18 protein-coding genes are annotated in these 20,220 nt (G+C 68.1%); 4 read left to right on the top strand and 14 right to left on the bottom strand.

Annotated features, from left to right (window positions below):
* Positions 1–22: 22 nt before the first annotated feature.
* Positions 23–1,384, bottom strand: coding sequence for a Pup--protein ligase (gene pafA / locus ACIQK6_RS34230; protein ID WP_030016332.1), 1,362 nt, complete (start codon positions 1,382–1,384; stop codon positions 23–25).
* A gap of 128 nt (positions 1,385–1,512) precedes the next feature.
* The gene (locus tag ACIQK6_RS34225; RefSeq protein ID WP_329103786.1) at positions 1,513–2,775 is read right to left on the bottom strand and encodes an MFS transporter; all 1,263 of its coding nucleotides are present in this window, start codon (positions 2,773–2,775) and stop codon (positions 1,513–1,515) included.
* 146 nt (positions 2,776–2,921) lie between these two features.
* On the opposite strand from ACIQK6_RS34225, the gene ACIQK6_RS34220 reads away from it, so the two are divergent.
* A complete protein-coding gene (locus tag ACIQK6_RS34220) occupies positions 2,922–3,920 on the top strand; it encodes a LacI family DNA-binding transcriptional regulator (RefSeq protein WP_329103783.1) in 999 nt (332 codons plus the stop codon).
* Positions 3,921–4,006: 86 nt separating this feature from the next.
* Here the strand turns inward: ACIQK6_RS34220 and prcA are convergent, their stop codons facing one another.
* The 6 genes from prcA to arc all read right to left on the bottom strand — a co-directional run bounded on the left by prcA (position 4,007) and on the right by arc (position 10,175).
* On the bottom strand, positions 4,007–4,771 hold the full coding sequence (gene prcA, locus ACIQK6_RS34215) for a proteasome subunit alpha (protein ID WP_329103781.1): 765 nt from the start codon (positions 4,769–4,771) through the stop codon (positions 4,007–4,009).
* A 46-nt stretch (positions 4,772–4,817) separates the two neighbouring features.
* Positions 4,818–5,657, bottom strand: a complete 840-nt coding sequence (prcB, locus tag ACIQK6_RS34210; protein ID WP_329103779.1) for a proteasome subunit beta — start codon at positions 5,655–5,657, stop codon at positions 4,818–4,820.
* The gene (locus ACIQK6_RS34205) at positions 5,609–5,842 is read right to left on the bottom strand and encodes an endonuclease VII domain-containing protein (RefSeq protein ID WP_399433914.1); all 234 of its coding nucleotides are present in this window, start codon (positions 5,840–5,842) and stop codon (positions 5,609–5,611) included. The genes prcB and ACIQK6_RS34205 overlap by 49 nt, the downstream gene beginning before the upstream one ends.
* Before the next feature lie 376 nt (positions 5,843–6,218).
* A complete protein-coding gene (locus tag ACIQK6_RS34200; protein WP_030233608.1) occupies positions 6,219–6,431 on the bottom strand; it encodes a ubiquitin-like protein Pup in 213 nt (70 codons plus the stop codon).
* 199 nt (positions 6,432–6,630) lie between these two features.
* Complete coding sequence (dop, locus tag ACIQK6_RS34195) at positions 6,631–8,142, bottom strand: depupylase/deamidase Dop (protein ID WP_329103776.1); 1,512 nt, start codon at positions 8,140–8,142, stop codon at positions 6,631–6,633.
* Between the two features lie 266 nt (positions 8,143–8,408).
* Complete coding sequence (arc, locus tag ACIQK6_RS34190; protein ID WP_329103774.1) at positions 8,409–10,175, bottom strand: proteasome ATPase; 1,767 nt, start codon at positions 10,173–10,175, stop codon at positions 8,409–8,411.
* Between the two features lie 264 nt (positions 10,176–10,439).
* Here arc and ACIQK6_RS34185 point away from each other — a divergent pair, with 264 nt between their 5' ends.
* Positions 10,440–10,760, top strand: coding sequence for a ferredoxin (locus tag ACIQK6_RS34185; protein WP_329103773.1), 321 nt, complete (start codon positions 10,440–10,442; stop codon positions 10,758–10,760).
* A 4-nt stretch (positions 10,761–10,764) separates the two neighbouring features.
* On the opposite strand, the gene ACIQK6_RS34180 is transcribed toward ACIQK6_RS34185, so the two are convergent.
* The 3 genes from ACIQK6_RS34180 to ACIQK6_RS34170 form a co-directional block, all read right to left on the bottom strand.
* Positions 10,765–11,376, bottom strand: coding sequence for a hypothetical protein (locus tag ACIQK6_RS34180; protein ID WP_329103771.1), 612 nt, complete (start codon positions 11,374–11,376; stop codon positions 10,765–10,767).
* A 190-nt stretch (positions 11,377–11,566) separates the two neighbouring features.
* Positions 11,567–12,463, bottom strand: a complete 897-nt coding sequence (locus ACIQK6_RS34175; protein ID WP_053632380.1) for a tRNA (adenine-N1)-methyltransferase — start codon at positions 12,461–12,463, stop codon at positions 11,567–11,569.
* Positions 12,464–12,481: 18 nt separating this feature from the next.
* Positions 12,482–13,780 (bottom strand): site-2 protease family protein, encoded by a 1,299-nt coding sequence (locus tag ACIQK6_RS34170; RefSeq protein WP_329103768.1) that lies wholly within the window; start codon positions 13,778–13,780, stop codon positions 12,482–12,484.
* Positions 13,781–13,848: 68 nt separating this feature from the next.
* Between ACIQK6_RS34170 and ACIQK6_RS34165 the strand changes: the two genes are divergently transcribed.
* Positions 13,849–14,769: a RecB family exonuclease gene (locus ACIQK6_RS34165; protein WP_329103765.1), complete on the top strand. Its 921-nt coding sequence runs from the start codon at positions 13,849–13,851 to the stop codon at positions 14,767–14,769.
* 64 nt (positions 14,770–14,833) lie between these two features.
* Complete coding sequence (locus ACIQK6_RS34160; protein WP_329103763.1) at positions 14,834–15,505, top strand: response regulator transcription factor; 672 nt, start codon at positions 14,834–14,836, stop codon at positions 15,503–15,505.
* 105 nt (positions 15,506–15,610) lie between these two features.
* Here ACIQK6_RS34160 and ACIQK6_RS34155 read toward each other — a convergent pair whose 3' ends face one another.
* The 3 genes from ACIQK6_RS34155 to ACIQK6_RS34145 form a co-directional block, all read right to left on the bottom strand.
* On the bottom strand, positions 15,611–17,194 hold the full coding sequence (locus ACIQK6_RS34155; RefSeq protein ID WP_329103761.1) for an ABC transporter substrate-binding protein: 1,584 nt from the start codon (positions 17,192–17,194) through the stop codon (positions 15,611–15,613).
* 71 nt (positions 17,195–17,265) lie between these two features.
* Positions 17,266–18,870 (bottom strand): ABC transporter substrate-binding protein, encoded by a 1,605-nt coding sequence (locus tag ACIQK6_RS34150; protein WP_329103759.1) that lies wholly within the window; start codon positions 18,868–18,870, stop codon positions 17,266–17,268.
* 579 nt (positions 18,871–19,449) lie between these two features.
* Positions 19,450–20,151: an HAD family phosphatase gene (locus ACIQK6_RS34145; protein ID WP_329103758.1), complete on the bottom strand. Its 702-nt coding sequence runs from the start codon at positions 20,149–20,151 to the stop codon at positions 19,450–19,452.
* Positions 20,152–20,220 lie beyond the last annotated feature (69 nt).

Here is a 20,220-nt window from a genome sequence, read left to right as displayed (position 1 = left end):
TCTGCGGGTCCTACGTGCCCGCTCACATGCCCGCGATCAGCTTCTCCACCCGGTCGTCCACCGACCGGAACGGGTCCTTGCACAGCACCGTCCGCTGCGCCTGGTCATTGAGCTTCAGGTGCACCCAGTCCACCGTGAAGTCCCGCCGCTGCTCCTGCGCCCGCCGGATGAAGTCCCCGCGCAGCCGCGCCCGCGTCGTCTGCGGGGGCACCGACTTGCCCTCGAAGATCTTCAGGTCATTGCAGATCCGCGCCGCCTGCCCCTTGCGCTCCAGCAGGTAGTACAGCCCGCGCCGACGGTGGATGTCGTGGTACGCGAGGTCTATCTGAGCCACCCGCGGATTCGACATGGTCATGTTGTGCTTCGCCCGGTACCGCTCGATCAGCTGGTACTTCATGACCCAGTCGATCTCGGTCCCGATCCGGTCCAGGTCCTCGGCGTCGATCGCGTCGAGCGTGCGGCCCCACAGCTCCAGCACCTGGTCCACCACACCGGTACGGATCCCCCGGCGCTCGGCGAAGTCCACCGCCTTGTCGTAGTACTCCCGCTGGATCTCCAGCGCCGAAGCCTCCCGGCCGCTCGCCAGGCGCACCTTGCGCTGACCCGTGATGTCGTGGCTGACCTCACGGATCGCCCGGATCGGGTTCTCCAGGGTCAGGTCCCGCATCACCGTGCCCGCCTCGATCATGCGCAGTACCAGATCGGTGGCCCCGACCTTGAGCAGCATGGTCGTCTCGGACATGTTCGAGTCACCCACGATCACGTGCAGCCTGCGGTAGCGCTCGGCATCCGCGTGCGGCTCGTCCCGGGTGTTGATGATCGGCCGCGAGCGCGTCGTGGCCGAGCTGACGCCCTCCCAGATGTGCTCGGCCCGCTGACTCACGCAGTACACCGCACCCCGCGGCGTCTGGAGCACCTTGCCCGCGCCACAGATCAACTGGCGCGTGACGAGGAACGGAATGAGAATGTCCGCCAAGCGGGAGAATTCCCCGTGCCGGGCCACCAGGTAGTTCTCGTGGCAGCCGTACGAGTTGCCCGCCGAGTCGGTGTTGTTCTTGAAGAGATAGACGTCGCCCGCGATTCCCTCCTCGTGCAGGCGTCGTTCGGCGTCGACGAGCAGACCTTCGAGAATGCGCTCGCCTGCTTTGTCGTGCGTGACCAACTCGGTCACGTTGTCGCATTCGGGAGTTGCATATTCCGGATGCGAACCCACGTCGAGGTAGAGGCGGGCGCCGTTCCGCAGGAAGACATTGCTGCTGCGGCCCCATGACACAACACGGCGGAAGAGGTAGCGCGCCACTTCGTCAGGAGACAGTCGGCGCTGTCCCCTGAACGTGCACGTGACGCCGTACTCGTTCTCCAGCCCGAAAATGCGGCGGTCCATGACTGAACATTACGCCTTCTGCCCTCTTCTGAAACCGGGTTCGGGAGCGCCATTTCGATCAGCTCCCACCAGCGGGCCGATCGACACCCCCATCACGGCCCGATCGGCCCATCCGCCGCACCCACCGATCAGGACGCCGACCCCACCTCCGACGGCACGTCAGGAGCCACCTCCGACACACCGTCGGACGAGCGCGCCACCGCGCGACTGCGCCCACCAGTTGCCATCACCCGCTGAGTGACCATCAGAACCAGCAGCGCCAAACCACCCGCCACGCTCGCCACACCGAAGCCCGCCGCAGTACCCCCCAGCTCCACCGCCGGCCCCGCCGCCGCCGTACCGATCGCCGCACCCACCCCGAAGAACGTCACCAGCCACGAGAACGCCTCCGTCACCGTGCCCACCGGAGCATGCCGGTCCACCACGATGAACGCACACGCCAGCGCAGGCGCCAGGAACACGCCCGCCAGCGCCGACAGCCCCGTCATCGCCACCGCACCCGGAACCAGCATCAGCGGCAGGTAGCAGACCGCCAGCAGCGCCACCAGCAGCCGCAACCGGCGCTCGGGCGCACCGACCCACTGCCGCGCACCGTAGAACACCCCACCGATCAACGCACCCAGCCCCAGCGCCGCCATCAACCAGCCGTACACCACCTGACCGCCGTGCTCATCCGCGTACGCCACACCCGCCACCGTGATCGAACCCAGCGCCATGCCCACGAAGAAGAACGCACCCAGCAGCGCCAACAGCCCCCGCGAACGCAGCGCCCCCAACCAGTGCGCCTCCCGCGGCGCCGAACGCCACTTCCGCGACGGCTCGCTCACCACCACCGACAGCGCACCCAGCACACCGATCGCGTTCAGCGCCAACAGCGCCCCGGCCGGCGACCACATCGCCACGAACAGCGTCACCAGCAACGGACCGACGGTGAACATGACCTCCTGGGCCACCGCGTCCATCGCGTACGCCGCGTGCACCTTCTCCTCACGACCGCCCAGCACCCCCGGCCACAACGCCCGCAGCCCGCCCTCCAGCGGCGGCGTGAACAACCCCGCGACCACCACCGCGGCGTACGCGGCCACCGCGGACCCCGTACCCGCGAGCGCCAGCCACACCATGCCCAGCGCGGAAACCAGAGCCGCCGGCAACTGCACCCGGGGCTGCCCGAACAGGTCGACGGCCCGCCCCAGCAGCGGCTGACCCACCGCGTTCGCCAACCCGTACGCGGCGGCCAGTGCCCCCGCCAGGCTGTAGCTGCCGCCCTCGGCGCGCGTGAACAGCACGATCGCGATCGGCCCGGTGGCATTGGGCAGCCGGCCCACGAGCGTGCCAACCAGCAGCCTCGCGGCGTGCCGGGTCCTCAGCAGCTCCGCGTATCCCGCGGCCATCTCCGCCCCACCTTCTGCCCGGATCCAACCGGGAACCATCCAAGTAATACGTATAACGTGACGCCTCATACGTACCATGGCCGCAGTCCGCCGGTCCACCCCACGGACCCCACCACACCCCCGACCTCGCACTTCAGGAGCACCCTGTGACGAGACCCACCAGCCGCGACGTGGCCACCGCCGCCGGGGTCTCCCAGGCCACCGTCTCCCTCGTCCTCGGCGACAAATGGCCCGGCCGCGTCTCCGAACGCACCGCCACCCACGTCCGAGAAACCGCCACCCGCCTCGGCTACCGCCCCAACCTCGCCGCCCGCAACCTCCGCCTCGGCACCACCCGCACCGCCCTCCTCGTCGTCCCCGCCCTCACCAACGAATTCTTCGCCCGCGTCTACACCGGAGCCGCCCGCGTCGCTGCCGCACACGGCTTCGGCGTCGTCCTCTACCCCTCCCCCGACGGCACCGGCCCCGCCCGCGACCCCTTCGCCTCCGCCCGCGCCGCCCTCGACGGAGTCATCGCCTCCTCCATGGCCGCCCACACCCTCGACGCCATCGGCGGCAACACCCTGCCCCTCGTCATGCTCGACAGCGACCCCACCGCCGACACCGCCGCCGCCCACGTCAACCTCGCCATGGCCGACGGCATGCGCCAGGTCACCGAACACCTCCTCGCCCTCGGCCACCGCCGCTTCCTCCACCTCGCCTCCGCCGTCGACTCCTGGACCTTCCACACCCGCGCCGAAGCCCTCACCGCCATCCTCGGCCCCGAAACCGAGCTGCGCACCGTACGGGCCCCCCTCACCGTCGACGCCGCCCGTACGGCCATGGAGACCGCCCTGGCCACCCCCCAGGACCGCCCCACCGCCATCATCTGCGACGACGACATCCTCGCCGCCGGCGCCTGCAAGGCCGCCCGCCGCCTCGGCCTGCGCATCCCCGAAGACCTCTCCGTCACCGGCTTCGACGACCTCGCCCTCGCCACCGCCGTCGAACCCGAACTCACCACCGTCCACCTCCCCGCCGAACGCGTCGGCGAACAAGGCATGACCGCCCTCCTCGCCGTCCTCGAAGGCACCCCCTGGACCGCCCCCGACATCCCCGTCCGACTCGCCGTCCGCGACTCCACGGGCCCCGCCCCGACCCCGTAACCGACCGGACACGACTCCGGACACGACGAAGCCCCGGCCCGCCGAGAACGGCGAACCGGGGCCCCGCACACACTGCCTCTACGCGGCTACTCGGCGTCGTCCTCCGGCGCCTCGTCGTTCGACACGGCATCCGCCTGCACCGCCGCCGTCACGTCCGCCTCCAGCAGGCGCGACAGCTGCCGACCACGGATCCGCTTGAACTTGCGCTGCTGCGCACGCGTACGGTCCAGCACCGCGACCTCCAGCCGCTCCGCCGGAATCGCCTTGTCAGCACCGTTCGCCTGACTGGACAGCGCCTGCACCGCCAGCTTCAACGCCTCGGACAGGGTCATCCCGTCCCGGTGCCGCTGATCCAGGAAGGTACTGATCTGCTCGGCATTGCCACCGACCGCGACCGAACCGTGCTCGTCCACGATCGACCCGTCGTGCGGCAGCCGGTAGATCTGGTCGCCCGCGGCGGTCGCACCGACCTCCGCGACCACCAGCTCCACCTCGTACGGCTTCTCACCGGCCGAGGAGAAGATGGTGCCGAGCGTCTGCGCGTAGACGTTCGCCAACCCACGGGCCGTCACGTCGTCACGGTCATAGGTGTACCCGCGCAGATCCGCGTACCGCACACCACCGATCCGCAGGTTCTCGTACTCGTTGTACTTGCCGGCGGCCGCGAAGCCGATCCGGTCGTAGATCTCGCTGAACTTGTGCAGCGCACGGGACGGGTTCTCGCCGACGAACACGATGCCGTCGGCGTACTGCAGCACGACCAGGCTGCGACCGCGGGCGATGCCCTTGCGGGCGTATTCCGCCCGGTCGGCCATGGCCTGCTGGGGTGACACATAGAACGGAGTCGACACCGGCTGTCCGTCCCTTTCTTCTGGGCTCCTACGGGGCGACGGATGGTCAGAGCAGGGCGGCGCGCGGGCCGTCGGGCTGCTCCAGCCGACGGTTGGTGACCGTACGGGCGAGCTCCTGCGACTCGTCGTCGGTCAGCCTGCGGAACCCCTCGTCCGTGATCACGGTGACGATCGGGTAGATGTGGCGGTACAGGTCCGGCCCACCGGTCGCCGAGTCGTCGTCGGCGGCATCGTAGAGCGCCTGGACGACCAGGGTGGTGGCCTGCTCCTCCGTCAGATCGGGGCGGTAGAGCTTCTTCATGGAGCCCCGGGCGAAGATCGAACCGGAACCGGTGGCGGCGTAACCGTGCTCCTCGGAGCGGCCGCCGGTCACGTCGTAGGAGAAGATCCGACCCTTCTCCTTGGCCTCGTCGTACCCCGCGAACAGCGGCACGACGGCCAGGCCCTGCATGGCCATCCCCAGATTGCTCCGGATCATGGTGGAGAGCCGGTTGGCCTTGCCCTCCAGGGAGAGGGTCGTCCCCTCCACCTTCTCGAAGTGCTCCAGCTCCAGCTGGAACAGCTTGACCATCTCCACGGCCAGGCCGGCCGTACCGGCGATGCCGACGGCGGAGTACTCGTCGGCGGGGAACACCTTCTCGATGTCCCGCTGCGCGATCATGTTCCCCATGGTCGCCCGCCGGTCACCGGCGAGGACCACCCCGCCGGGGAAGGTGGCGGCAACGATGGTCGTCCCGTGCGGCGCCTCGACGACACCCTCCGGCAGCTTGCGGTTGCCGGGCAGCATCTCGGGCGAGTGCGCGCCCAGGAAGTCCATGAAGGACGACGACCCCGGCGTCAGGAAGGCTGCCGGTAGACGCCCTGTGCCACGATTGTTGGCTTCCACGCGTGTCCCTCCAAGTATGAGACGACCCGACGGGCTGCGTCGGGGTCGTCACCCAACTTGCCGATGGCCGTGTTGCAGTTGAAGCAAAGTACGCCTCGGACCCTACCCGTCTTGTGGCAGTGATCCACATGTACCGCAGGGCGCTTCAGACAGATACAGCAGAGCCCGCCTTGGGCGGCGATCATTTCGTCCCGATCGGCCTCGGTCATGCCGTAGGAACGCTTGAGGTGCCCTGCCCGACTTTCGACCGCTCGACACGCCTTGCAACGCGTCGATAACCCATCCGAAGCCGTCTTGTTCCGGTCCCATTCCGAGTGGGGCTTGACCTCCCCGCACCGGCGGCAGTATTTGTGCCCCGCAGGGGCTTCGACTCGGGGACGCACGTTCTTCCCCTTGGCTATCGGCTGCGCACGGCCTGCAATAGCACTGCAGGCCGTCACGCATGGCCCGGTTCGAAGCGAAAGCATCGAACGGCTTGACTACGCCACACCGCCCACACTTCTTACCTGCCTCCGACACTCACCCTCCCCTGCGAGTGTCACCTTCGATTCGAAGGTGAAATCACTCGCCACCCTTCTGAACGAAGGAGCGCACGAAGTCCTCCGCGTTCTCCTCGAGCACATCATCGATTTCGTCAAGTACGGAGTCGACGTCGTCGGAGAGCTTCTCCTGGCGCTCCTTGAGGTCGGTCGATTCTTCGACCGCGGCCTCCTCGACCTCCTCGGTCGAGCGCGTCGCCTTCTGCTGTCCGCCGCCGGTGTCCTTGGTCGCCATGTCTACCTCACCCCGCTCGGTTCGCACGCTCATGTCGAGAGACCCCGGGATTCGGGATCTCTCAAGATCAGACCCTACGTCGGACCCTATAGGGAGGGTCTGACATTCGTCCCCGCACTTGTTCAAAAGCTCGCAGTACAACGTCCGGTTCTCTTCATGATTCCCAGACCGGAGGCCTTTCAGGCCCCCCATGCACCGCTCACTGCCCCGAAAGCACCCGCACCAGGTCCTCCGCCGTGCGGCAGCGGTCCAGGAGCTCCTTGACGTGGTTGCGGGTCCCCCGCAGGGGTTCCAGCGTCGGGACCCGCTGGAGCGAGTCCCGGCCGGGGAGGTCGAAGATCACCGAGTCCCAGGACGCCGCGGCCACGTCGTCCGCGTACTGCTCCAGGCAGCGGCCGCGGAAGTAGGCCCGGGTGTCCTCCGGGGGCTTGCTCTGAGCCCGCTCCACCGCCGGCTCTTCCACCAGGCGCTTCATCTTGCCGCGGGCCACCAGGCGGTTGTACAGACCCTTCTCGGGCCGTACGTCCGAGTACTGGAGGTCCACCAGGTGCAGCCGCGCCGCGTCCCAGTCCAGCCCGTCCCGGCGCCGGTAGCCCTCGAGGATCTCCCGCTTGGCGATCCAGTCCAGCTCCCCCGACAGGCTCATCGGGTCGCTCTCCAGCCGGCCCAGCACGTCCTCCCAGCGACCCAGTACGTCCTTGGTCTGCTCGTCCGCGTCCGACCCGAAACGTTCGTCCACGTACTTCCGCGCCAGCTCGAAGTACTCCATCTGGAGTTGCACCGCGGTCAGTGTCCGGCCGCTGCGCAGCGTGATCAGGTGCTGGAGGTCGGGGTCGTGGGAGACCTGGTGCAGGGTGCGTACGGGCTGGTCGACGGCCAGGTCGACGTTGATGAACCCGTCCTCGATCATGGACAGGACAAGTGCGGTCGTGCCGAGTTTGAGGTAGGTGGAGATCTCGGAGAGGTTGGCGTCTCCGATGATCACGTGGAGTCGGCGGTACTTCTCGGCGTCCGAGTGGGGTTCGTCGCGGGTGTTGATGATGGGGCGCTTGAGGGTGGTCTCCAGGCCGACCTCGACCTCGAAGTAGTCGGCGCGCTGGCTGATCTGGAAGCCGTGGTCGCGGCCGTCCTGGCCGATGCCCACGCGTCCCGCGCCGGTCACGACCTGTCGCGAGACGAAGAAGGGGGTCAGGTGGCGCACGATCTCCGAGAAGGGGGTTTCCCGCTTCATCAGGTAGTTCTCGTGCGTGCCGTAGGAGGCGCCCTTGTTGTCGGTGTTGTTCTTGTAGAGGTGGATCGGTTGGGCGCCGGGGAGCTGGGCGGCGCGGACGGCCGCTTCGGCCATGATCCGTTCGCCGGCCTTGTCCCAGAGGACGGCGTCGAGCGGGTTGGTGATCTCGGGCGAGCTGTATTCGGGGTGCGCGTGGTCGACGTAGAGCCGTGCGCCGTTCGTGAGGATGACGTTGGCGAGGCCGATGTCCTCGTCGGTCAGCTGGCTGTTGTCGGCGGCCTCGCGGGCGAGGTCGAAGCCGCGGGCGTCCCGCAGCGGATTCTCCTCCTCGAAGTCCCAGCGGGCGCGTCGCGCCCGGTGCATCGCCGCCGCGTAGGCGTTGACGATCTGGGACGAGGTGAGCATGGCATTGGCGTTCGGGTGCCCCGGGACGGAGATCCCGTACTCCGTCTCGATCCCCATTACTCGCCGTACGGTCATGCGGCCCTCCTTGCCCGGCGGCGCTCCCCTTTCGGGAGCGGCGCTCAAGTACCGCTGGTGCTCCGGTGCGTGTGCCTGTGCGGTGCCCGTCCCCGCACTGCGCGGCCGGCGGTACGGAAGAGCCTAGAACCACTGCGCGCTCGTGGGGAGATCATTTCCGTCATTGGATCGGCCTCGTCACCGGCTGAAAAGAGGCCGGTAATGGGGTGGGGTAAAGCAGTCGGCTGCGGATGCCCGGGGTGGGCATCCGCAGCCGCCCCGCTTTGTCAGAGGTACTGACCGGTGTTTGCCACCGTGTCGATGGAGCGTCCGGTGTCCGCGCCTTGCTTTCCGGTGACGAGGGTGCGGATGAATACGATCCGTTCGCCCTTCTTTCCGGAGATGCGGGCCCAGTCGTCCGGGTTGGTGGTGTTGGGCAGGTCCTCGTTCTCCTTGAACTCGTCCACGCAGGCTTGGAGCAGGTGGGAGACCCGCAGGCCCTTCTGGTTGTGTTCGAGGAAGGCCTTGATCGCCATCTTCTTGGCCCGGTCGACGATGTTCTGGATCATCGCGCCGGAGTTGAAGTCCTTGAAGTAGAGGACTTCCTTGTCGCCGTTGGCGTACGTGACCTCGAGGAAGCGGTTCTCCTCGGTTTCGGCGTACATCTGCTCGACGACGGTCTGGATCATGCTGTGGACGGTGCCGGCCGAGGAGCCCTGGTGTTCGGACAGGTCGTCCGTGTGCAGGGGCAGCGAGGCCTTGAGGTACTTGGCGAAGATGTCCTTCGCGGCCTCGGCGTCCGGGCGCTCGATCTTGATCTTCACGTCGAGGCGGCCGGGGCGCAGGATGGCCGGGTCGATCATGTCTTCGCGGTTGGAGGCGCCGATGACGATGACGTTCTCCAGGCCTTCCACGCCGTCGATCTCGGCGAGCAGCTGGGGGACGATGGTGTTCTCCACGTCCGAGCTGACTCCGGATCCGCGGGTGCGGAAGAGGGATTCCATCTCGTCGAAGAAGACGATGACGGGGGTGCCCTCGCTGGCCTTCTCACGTGCACGTTGGAAGACGAGGCGGATGTGGCGCTCGGTCTCGCCGACGTACTTGTTGAGGAGTTCGGGGCCCTTGATGTTCAGGAAGTAGGACTTCCCGGCGGGCTGGCCGGTCACCTCGGCGACCTTCTTGGCAAGGGAGTTGGCGACGGCCTTGGCGATGAGCGTCTTGCCGCAGCCGGGCGGGCCGTAGAGCAGGATGCCCTTCGGGGGCCGCAGTTCGTGTTCCTTGAAGAGGTCGGGGTAGAGGTAGGGGAGCTCGACGGCGTCGCGGATCAGCTCGATCTGGTCGCCCAGGCCGCCGATCTTGTCGTAGTCGATGTCCGGGACCTCTTCGAGGACGAGTTCTTCGACCTCGCTCTTGGGGACGACCTCGTAGACGTAGCCGGAGCGGGGTTCGAGCAGGAGGGCGTCGCCGGGGCGGATGGTGATGTCCAGGAGCGGCTCGGCGAGCCTCACCACCCTTTCCTCGTCGGTGTGCCCGACGACCAGGGCGCGCTCGCCGTCCTCGAGGATCTCCTTGAGGGTGACGATGTCCCCGGCCCGCTCGAATTCCATGGCCTCGACCACGTTGAGGGCCTCGTTGAGCATGACCTCTTGGCCGCGCCGGAGGTCTTCCGGGTCGACGCTGGGGCTGACGTTCACGCGGAGCTTTCGGCCTCCGGTGAAGATGTCGACGGTGCCGTCCTCGTTGGCTTGCAGGAAGACACCGAAACCGGCCGGCGGCTGTGCGAGCCGGTCGACTTCTTCCTTGAGGGCCACGATCTGGTCTCGGGCCTCACGGAGGGTATTCGCGAGTCGTTCGTTTTGTGCGGATACGCCGGCCAGGTTTGTCTGGAGCTCGACGATCCGCTCTTCGAGAATCCTCGTGTGTCGCGGAGAGTCGGCGAGCTTTCGTCGCAGGACGGCGATTTCCTGCTCGAGATAGGCAACCTGGCCGGCGGGGTCTTCGGACCCTCGCGCGGGCCGGATGCCGCGGTTGATGTCGTCGTCGTGGGCTGCCACGGTCCTCACCTCCTCCAAGGGGAGCTGGACGCTTCCTGACCCTACCTGGGCTGGTGGTGATTGAAACCCCTAGATCACAAAGACGGTAGAGGTGTGTCCGATCTTCACCCTTGCGTACTCCCTCACGCCAAGGAAATACCCACCCATCAAACTCGGGAAGCAGCCGGTTGTAAGGTCGAACTGTTCAACACCCGTCAGGGCTCGCGCGACTTGCTGCGGGTCGTGATCGGGATGGATCACTCAGCGCAGGGAACGGCAGGAGATATGACCGTGCAGCAGGAGGCTCCGACGGGCGGCGGCGGCGAGGCCGGCGAGCCGCTCGAGGTCTGGATCGATCAGGACCTGTGCACCGGGGACGGCATCTGCGTGCAGTACGCGCCTGAGGTGTTCGAGCTGGACATCGATGGTCTGGCGTACGTGAAGAGCCCGGAGGACGAGCTGCTGCAGGATGTGGGGGCGACCACTCCGGTTCCGCTGGTGCTGCTCCAGGACGTGGTCGATTCGGCGAAGGAATGTCCGGGGGACTGCATTCACGTAAGGCGCGTTTCGGACAGGGTGGAAGTCTTCGGCCCCGACGCGGAGTGACGCTTCAAACACTCCTGGCGGCCGAGTCCGTCAGCTCCTGGCGGAATTTTCCGTCGCTCCAGCGCCACTTGGCGAGCTGTTTCGTGTCGGGGCTGTAGCGGGGTACGTCGGGTGAGGAGTAGCCGACGAGGGTTGCCGTGACGAGTCCGTCGCGCACGGTGAGCTCGGTGGCGGTCTGTCGTTTCGCGGTGTCGAGCAGGGTGGCGACGACGCGGGGGCGGGTGCCTTGGGCCGGGTCCTGGGTGAGTACGTAGATCGCGTGGGGCGGGGTGCCGGAGCCGGCTTCGCAGCGGACGGCGGCCACGGTTTCGGGGCGGCGGTCGCCGTCGAGGTCGCCCTGGGCGCTGGTGGTGACGGTCTGCGGGGCGCCCTTGCAGTCGAGGGGGTAGGTGACGCCTGCCGGGTCGGGTGCGGTGGCCCGGGGGTCTTGTGCGGGCGGTTCTGCGTCGGTGGCGGTGGTGTGGGTGGCCGGGGTGCCGGTGGCGGGCTGTACGAGTCCTGCGGCGGCTATGACGGCTGCCATGGCGGTGGCCGTGGCGAGCCAGTGGACGGGCCTGGTGCGGCTGTGCTCCGGGGTGTGCGGGAGCGGGGCCGTCTCGGCGTGGCTGTGCGTCACGCGGGGTGTCTCCTGTGCGAAGGGTGACGGGGAGCCAGCATCGTGCCACACCTCACAGGGTGGTGGAACGGCTGGGTCCGGGGCTGGTGCACGGGACAACGAAAAGGCGCTGTGGTGCAGTTCCCGGGTGGGTCGGGGGAACTGTGCCACAGCGCCTTCGTGTTGGGTCTGCGTCGGGTCTGCGGGGCCGTTATGCGGAGCGGTCGCTGCCGGGGCCGTCGTAGTCCTCGCCGTAGGCGCCCTTGGCGGGGCGGCGGCGGCGCATGGGGGGCTCGACGCCGTCCGCGAGGCGGCGGGCGGTGACGAGGAAGCCGGTGTGGCCGATCATCCGGTGGTCGGGGCGGACGGCGAGGCCTTCCACGTGCCAGTTGCGGATCATCGATTCCCAGGGCTGCGGCTCGGCGAAGCAGCCGATCTCGCGGATGGACTCGACGGTCTTGGACAGCTGGGTGGTGGTGGCCACGTAGCAGCAGAGGATGCCGCCGGGGACCAGGGCCTTGGAGACCGCTTCCAGGCATTCCCACGGGGCGAGCATGTCGAGGATGACGCGGTCGACGTCGGTGTCGGACAGGTTGTCCTGGAGGTCGCCGACGGTCAGCTGCCATGCGGGGTGGGGGCCGCCGAAGTAGCGTTCGACGTTGGCGGTGGCGATCTCGGCGAAGTCCGCGCGGCGCTCGTAGCTGTGGAGCATGCCCTGGTCGCCGATGGCGCGCAGCAGGAAGCTGCTCAGGGAGCCGGAGCCCACTCCCGCTTCCACGACGCGTGCGCCGGGGAAGATGTCGGCGAAGGCCAGGATCTGGCCCGCGTCCTTGGGGTAGACCACGGCGGCGCCGCGGGGCATGGACAGGACGTAGTCGGGGAGCAGGGGGCGCAGCGCGAGGTATGCGACGTTGCCCGTGGTGCGGACAACGCTGCCTTCGGGAGCACCGATCAGCTCGTCGTGCGGGAAGGAACCCTTGTGGGTGTGGAAATTCTTCCCGGCTTCGAGCGTGAACGTGTAGTGGCGGCCCTTGGGGTCGGTGAGCTGTACCTGGTCCCCGACCTTGAAGGGCCCGCGTCGGCGGGCGGCACCGGTCGGTTCGGACATGTGACCAGTGTATTGGCTTCAGGACTGGGGCCGTGCCATGGCCTTCACGAAGGCCTTTTCGACGTCGAGGGTGGACAGGACGCCGTAGATGGTGCCGCCGGCTTCGAGGACGAGGTATTCGGTGGCGGGGGTGGCGCGGAGGTGGTCGAGGAGTTCTTCGCCGGTGAGGTCCGCTGAAACCTTCATGCCGTCGGTGAGGTCTTGGGCGAGGGTGCTGACGGCGACCCAGGGGCGGCGGTGTTCGGGGACGGAGGCGATGGCGGTTTCGCGGACGATGGCGGTGGGGTCGCCCTGTCCGTCGACGACGACGAGGGCGCGGGCGCCGGCTTCGTTGGCGCGGCGGAGGGCTTCGCTGAGGGGGGTGGTGTTCTCGACGGGGATGGCGCGGCGGGTGAGGGTGCGAGCGCGGAGTTCGGGGAGGTGTTCGCGCAGGCGGGCCATGCGCAGGCTGTTGCCGGCGCCGGTCCAGATGATGCCGGCGAGGATGGCGGCGAGGAGGGCGTCCATGACGGTGTTCATGCCGCCGATTTCCTCGGTGCGGTTGCCGAGGGTTCCGGTGTGGGTGAGGAGGGGGAGGCCGATGAGGACGGCGAGGGCGAGGCCGCGGCCGACCCAGGCGGCGGCGACGGTGCCGGCCATGGGTTTGCCGGTGATGCCCCAGATGACGGCGCGGAGCATGCGGCCGCCGTCGAGGGGGAGGCCGGGGAGCAGGTTGAAGGCGGCGACCAGCAGGTTGGAGATCATCAGGCCGGCGAGGAGGACGCCGGGGACGGTGGCCGGGTCGACGGCTTTCATGCCGAGGTAGAAGGCCCCGGTGAGGAGGAGGGAGAGCAGGGGGCCGACGAAGGCGAGGACGAATTCGCGGCCGGGCGTCTCGGATTCCTTTTCGATCTCGGAGACTCCGCCGAAGAACTGGAGCTGGATGCGGCGCACGGGGAGTTTGAAGCGCAGGGCTGCGACGGTGTGTGCGAGTTCGTGGACGAGGACGGAGGCGTAGAAGGCGACGGCGAAGAAGAGGGAGACGAGGTAGCGGACGGGTCCGAGGTCGGGCAGGACGCGGTCGAGTTGGTCGCCGAAGACCCAGGTGATGAGGGCGGCGACGAGGAACCAGCTGGGCGAGACGTAGACGGGTACGCCGAAGGGGCGGCCCATGAGGAGTCCGCCGCCCGGTCCGGAGCGGCTCCCTGCGCGCTCGCCGGTTTCGTCGGTGTCTGCCACGGTTGTCCTTCGTTCGGTGCTGGTGTTCCCAGTGTGTTCTGTTCGGTGTTCTGTTCGCGTACGGGGTGGTGCGGTAGCGGTTTGTGATGGTCCGATCATGCAGTGCGAGGGGGGTCGTCGTCGATGGTATGCGCGTCCTGTCGGTGGTGGGTCGTAGGGTTTTGTGCATGACGACGAGCCCTGGTGCTGTGCCTGGCGCAGCCGATGCCGATGCGCGGGGCGCTGTGGCGCCTTCTTCGCTCTCCCCTTCGCGGGCGAGCGATTTCATGCAGTGCCCGTTGCTGTACCGGTTCCGGGTAATCGACAGGCTGCCGGAGAAGCCCAGTGCCGCTGCTACCCGCGGGACGCTGGTGCATGCGGTGTTGGAGCGGCTCTTTGATCATCCGGCGCAGGAGCGGACGGCGCCGCGGGCGAAGGCGTTGGTTCCGGGGCAGTGGGACCGGTTGTTGGAGTCGAAGCCGGAGCTGGCGGAGCTGTTTCCGGAGGGTGACGAGGGGGCGGGGCTGGCGCGGTGGCTGACGGAGGCCGAGGCGTTGGTCGAGCGGTGGTTCACGTTGGAGGACCCGACGCGGCTGGAGCCGGTGGAGCGGGAGTTCTTCGTGGAGGCGGAGCTGGATTCGGGGTTGCGGCTGCGCGGGATCATCGATCGGGTGGACGTGGCGCCGACGGGGGAGGTGCGGATCGTCGATTACAAGACGGGGAAGGCGCCGCGGCCGGAGTACGCGGAGGGTGCGCTGTTCCAGATGAAGTTCTACGCGCTGGTGGTGTGGCGGCTGAAGCGGGTGGTGCCGCGGCGGCTGCAGCTGGTGTATTTGGGCAGTGGGGACGTGCTGACGTACGACCCGGTGGTTGCGGATCTGGAGCGGGTGGAGCGGAAGCTGCTCGCGTTGTGGGAGGCGATCCGGGAGGCGACGGCGTCGGGTGAGTGGCGTCCGCGGCCGACGAAGCTGTGTGGCTGGTGTGATCATCAGGCGGTGTGTCCGGAGTTCGGTGGTACTCCCCCGCCCTATCCTCTGGCGATCTCCCCGGGTTTCGGCGCTCAGGTGCCCCCGGCGCGGTCGGGGGCGGAGCTCCCGGCGGAGTCCTGATCTTGGTGTCAGGGCAGAATGGACGGGCCCGCCGTAGCCGTCCGACGAATACGAGGTAGACCCCGTGGCGATCCGCGTCCTTCTGGTCGACGACCAGCCGCTGCTGCGCACCGGCTTCCGGATGATCCTGGAGGCGGAGGAGGACCTGGCGGTGGTCGGTGAGGCCGGGGACGGTCTGCAGGCGCTGGACCAGGTGCGGGCGCTGCAGCCCGATGTGGTGCTGATGGACATCCGGATGCCGCGGATGGACGGGGTGGAGGCGACGCGGCAGATCACGGGTCCGGAGCGGGACGGGCCGGCGAAGGTGCTGGTGCTGACCACGTTCGATCTGGATGAGTACGTGGTGGAGGCGCTGCGGGCGGGGGCGAGCGGGTTCCTGCTGAAGGATGCGCCGGCGAACGAGCTGGTGCAGGCGATCCGGGTGGTCGCGGCGGGTGAGGCGATGCTCGCGCCGAGTATTACGCGGCGGTTGCTGGACAAGTACGCGGGGCATCTTCCGTCGGGTGAGGAGAGCCTTCCGAACACGTTGGGGACGCTGACCGAGCGTGAGGTCGAGGTGTTGAAGCTGGTGTCCCGGGGGCTGTCGAACGCGGAGATCGCGGCGGATCTGTTCGTGAGCGAGACGACGGTCAAGACGCATGTGGGGCACGTGTTGACGAAGCTGGGGCTGCGGGACCGGGTCCAGGCGGCGGTGTACGCGTACGAGAGCGGTCTGGTGCGTCCCGGGTCCCAGTAGTCCGGCCGGGCGCGGACAACGCGGAGGGGGCCGTACGTGCGCGCACGTACGGCCCCCTCCGCGTGGCGCCGGGCCCGCTCTGGGGCGGGCCCGGCTGCGGTGGCATCAGCCCTTGCTGATCTCCCAGAAGCGGAAGACGGTGGAGGCGTCGAGGGACCACTGCAGGCCGCTCACGTTCTGGCGGGTGACGGCGTACTGCTTGCCCTGCCAGAGCGGGATGAGGGGGAGCTCCTCGGCGACGATGTCCTGGAGGCGGTTGTAGTCGGTGTTGGCCGCGGTGCGGTCGGACTTCGCGGAGGTCGACGGGATGATCGTCCCGGTGATCTCCTTGTTGTCGTAGTTGTTGTTCAGCACGTTGTCCGGGCCGAAGAACGGCTGCGTGAAGTTGTCGGCGTCCGGGTAGTCGGGCACCCAGCCCTTCACGTAGATGCCGTACTTGCCGGCCTGGATGTCCTTTTCGTACTGCTCGTACTCGACGGACTTGACGTCGGCGTCGAAGAGGCCGCTGTCGTTGAGCTGCTTGGCGATGACCTCGAACTGCTGGTCCGTGGAGGGGCCGTAGCGGGAGGGGGTGGAGTACAGGGTCAGCTTGACCTTGCCGTTGATGCCGCCGGCCTTGAGGACGGCCTTGGCCTTGTCGAGCTGGGGGGTGCCGCCGTAGCGGTCGAAGAACGGGGTCGTGTGGCCGGCGATGCCGGTGGGCACGATGGAGTAGAGCGCGGTGGCGGTGCCCGCGTACACGTCCCGGACGAGGGCTTCGCGGTCGATGAGGTAGGCGATGGCCTTGCGCACGGGGAGCTTGCCGACGACGGGGTCGTTGACGTTGAACACCATGTGCTCGACCTCGGCGCCGGTGCCCTGGACGACGTCGACCTTGTTGTCGCCGGTCTTGCTGGAGGCGAGGGCGGCGATGTCCTTGGCGGCGAGGCCGCGGAAGGCGAAGTCGACGTCGCCGCTTTCGAGGGTCGTCTTGAGGCCGGCCTGGTCGCCGTTGAAGAACTTCAGCGTGACGCCGGTGTTCTTGGCCTTGGCCTTGCCGCTGTAGGACTCGTTGACGGAGAAGGTGGCGCTCTTCTCGCCGAACGAGTCGAGCTTGTAGACGCCGGAGCCGACGGCCTTGTTGTCGCTGCGCAGCTTGTCGGCCGGGTACTCGGCGTGGTCGACGATGGAGCCGGCGCCGGACGCGATCTTGCTGGGGAAGGTGGCGTCGGAGGTCTTGAGCTTGAAGACGACGGTCTTGTCGTCGGGGGCGTCGATGCTGGAGATCGACGAGAGCATCACGGCGGGACCGTTGGCGTCGTTGATCTTCAGGGTGCGCTCGAAGGAGAACTTGACGTCCTTCGAGGTGAGGCTGTGGCCGTTGCTGAACTTCAGGCCGTCCCGCAGGGTGCACTTGTAGAGCTTGCTGTCACCGCCCTCGAAGCCGCAGGCCTGGGCGGCGTCGGGCTCGGGGGTGGTGCCGCCCTTGGGGAAGCTCAGCAGCGACTGGAAGACGTTGTTGAACAGCAGCCAGGAGCCCGGGTCGTAGCCCGATGCCGGGTCGACGGACTTCACCTTGTCGGATATGCCCATGACCACGCCCTTGCCGCTGCCGGCATTGGAGCCATCGGTCGAACCGCAACCGCTGAGCAGCGCGGCGGCGGTGGCTGCGCCGAGCGGAGCCGCCAGCCACTGGTTACGTCGATTCACGCGAACGTCCTTCACAGTCGAACTGTTTCGTTGTTCCGGCCCGCGACACCCGCTGCCGGTCTTTGCCTTGCTCAGCCGCTTACGCCACGGCCGAGCTCCCACAACTGGAGGTCGGAGATGGCGTTGACCGACCACTCCACTCCGGTGATCCCGTCGCGTGCGGCGACGTACTGCTTGCCCTGCCACAGGGGCAGGACGGGTACGTCCTCGGCGACGATGTCCTGCATCTCCGTGATCGCGGGGACGGCGACCGTACGGTCGACCGCCCGCCGGGATTCGGGGATGAGCCTGCTGCGCACCGCACTGTTGGCGTACGGCGTGCCCAAGAAGTTGTCCTGCTCCAGGAACGGGGCGAGGAAGTTGTCGGCGTCCGGGTAGTCGGGGAACCAGCCGAGCCCGTAGGCGGCGTGGTCGCCCTTCTTCTGGGCGGGGCGGAAGTCCGCCCACTCGTTGCCCTGGACGGTGATGTCGAACAGGCCGGTGGAGTTGAGCTGGGCCTTGAGGGCCTCGAACTCGGCGGCCGTGCCGTCGCCGTAGTGGTCGCTGGTGTAGTGCAGGGTCAGCTTGACCGGGGTCTTGATCCCGGCCTCCTTCAGCAGGGCGGCGGCCTTGGGCGTGTTGGCCTCGCCGTACTTGTTGTAGAAGGAGTTGACGTGGCCCGTGACGGTGGTGGGGACCAGCGAGTAGAGCGGCTGGGCGGACTTGCCGTAGACCTTGGAGATGAGCTGGCCGCGGTCGACGGCGGCGGCGAGCGCCTGGCGCACGGCCTTGTCCTTGACGACCGGGGCCTCGGTGTTGAAGCCGAGGTAGCGGATCTCCAGGCCGGGCATCGGGACCAGCTTGACGCCCTTGGGCGGGTTGGCGCTGAGCTCGGTGATCTGGGCGGGCGACAGGGTGCGGGAGACCATGTGGATCTTCCCGTCGGTGAGTGCCTTGCCCATGGTCGGGGAGTCGGCGAAGGTGCGCAGCTCGACCTTGTCGTTCTGCAGCTTGAGGTCGCCCTTGTAGTGCGGGTTCTTGGTGAAGACGGCGCGGACCAGTTGGTTTCCCTTGACCTCGGCCTTCATCGTGTACGGGCCGGAGCCGTCCACGGCGAAGCCCTCGCGGAGCTTCTTGGCGTCGTAGTTCTTCTCACTGACGATGCCGGCGGCGGGGGTGGAGAGTTTGAACGGGAAGGTCGCGTCCGGGGTCTTCAGGTGGAAGACGACGGTGTCGGTGCCCTTGACCTCGACGTTGTCGAGAGTGGAGAGCAGCGAGGAGGGGCCGTTCTCGTCCTTGATGGTGCGGACGCGGTCGATGGAGAACTTGACGTCCTTGGCGGTGAGGGGCTCACCGTCGGCGAACTTCAGATCGGGGCGCAGGGTGCAGCGGTAGCTCTCGTTGCCGGCGTCGGTGAAGCGGCAGGCGGAGGCTGCTTCGGGGACGGGCTGGCCGCCGCCGCGCGGGGTGTGCATCAGCGTCTGGACGGTCTGGCGCAGGACGTTCCAGGTGCTGGCGTCGTAGGCGTAGGCCGGGTCGAAGGGGGCGGGAGCGAAGTCTGCGGCCTCGAACCGATCGGTGGTGCCGACGACGATCGCGCCGGATCCTGCTCCTCCGCCGCTCGCGCTGCCGCAGGCGGCCAGCGCAGGGGTGAGCAGTCCGGCCGCGGCCGTCAGCACCATGGTCTTGCGGTTCATGCTGGAAGTACTCCCTGTAACCGGCACTTGTTCAAAGCGGCGTAGAGGGCACTTCGCGTCGGTCGCCCGTTCGGGGCGGAACGATCGGGCCGGTGTTGTGACGATCGGTCCACGCGGTCCCGGCACAGGGGTGTGTGTCGGGGCCGGCTGAGGTGCGGCGTAGTGCCCGCATCGACAGTAGTGGTCCGGGGAGGGATGGCTGGAACTGGCGGAACTTGAGGCGTAATCGCACTGTGATCGGAGCGAACTGCCTGTTGGCAGGCAGGCTGCGCAGATTCGGTCAGGGGCTGATCAATGTGGACACATTGGAAGCCGAGGGGGCCCCGGGAGGGAGTCGCCGAAGGTGCGCAGGGTGACCAAGGTCACCCTGCGCAACAACCCCGGAGGGGATGGAATTTCAGCCTCCGGGACCTATCACGGAAGATCCTTCCGCCAGGACGCAGCCGAACAGCGTTCCGTTCGGCACGGAGCGTGCTCGGGGGGCTCCGGTGCGTGGCAATGCATACCGATGTAGGCCAGTGCATGCCGATGTGTCCGCTTGGGTAGTGCACGCCCGATCGGAGGCCGGGGTCGTCACTCTCAGTTAAACGGGGCGATGAGCGAGCGCAGGAACGCGAGGTCCACGTCCTCCAGCGAGCGGACGACCGTGCGCCCGGGGGCGGGTTCGATCACGCCGACCGAGGGGATGGCCACGACCCGGCAGCCGGCGGCCTCGGCGGCCGCCACACCGGTGCGGGTGTCCTCGATGACCGCGCACCGCGAGGGGTGTGCGCCCAGCGAGCGCGCGGCGAACAGGTACGGGTCGGGGTGCGGCTTGGTGCGGGCCACCTCGTCGCCGGCGACCGTCATCGTGAAGCGGTCGCGGCCGAGGGTGAGGAGGACCTGGTCGATCACCCGGCGGTGGGAGGCGGAGACGAGGGCGGTGGGCACGTTGTGCCGGGCGAGCTCGGTCAGCAGCCGCTCGGCTCCGGGCATCAGCGGCACCCGGTCGGCGATGCGGGCCTCGAAGCGCTCGTTGAGCAGGACGCTCAGCTCGGCGAGGCCGATGGCGGCGCCGGTCGACTCGATCAGGAAGGTCGCGCTGCGGCTCATGGGGCCGCCGACGACCACGTCGCGCCAGGATTCGTCGAGGCGGTGGCCGAGCTCCTGGAAGATCTCGGCCTCGATCTCCCACCAGAAGCCCTCGGTGTCGACGAGGGTGCCGTCCATGTCGAGCAGCACCGCCTGCAGGGCAGAACCGTCGGCCGTACGGGCGACGGGGGCGGGAACGGTGCTCGTCATGCGCATGCCTCTCAGAAGGGACGAGAAGGCCGGTCACCTCTTCCGCGGGGCATACGACCCCGGGGAACA

Origin of the sequence: Streptomyces sp. NPDC091682, assembly GCF_044756625.1 — a bacterium.
GTDB lineage: Bacteria > Actinomycetota > Actinomycetes > Streptomycetales > Streptomycetaceae > Streptomyces.
Note: the sequence above shows the minus strand (reverse complement) of the source record. Positions and strands in the feature narration are given on the sequence as shown.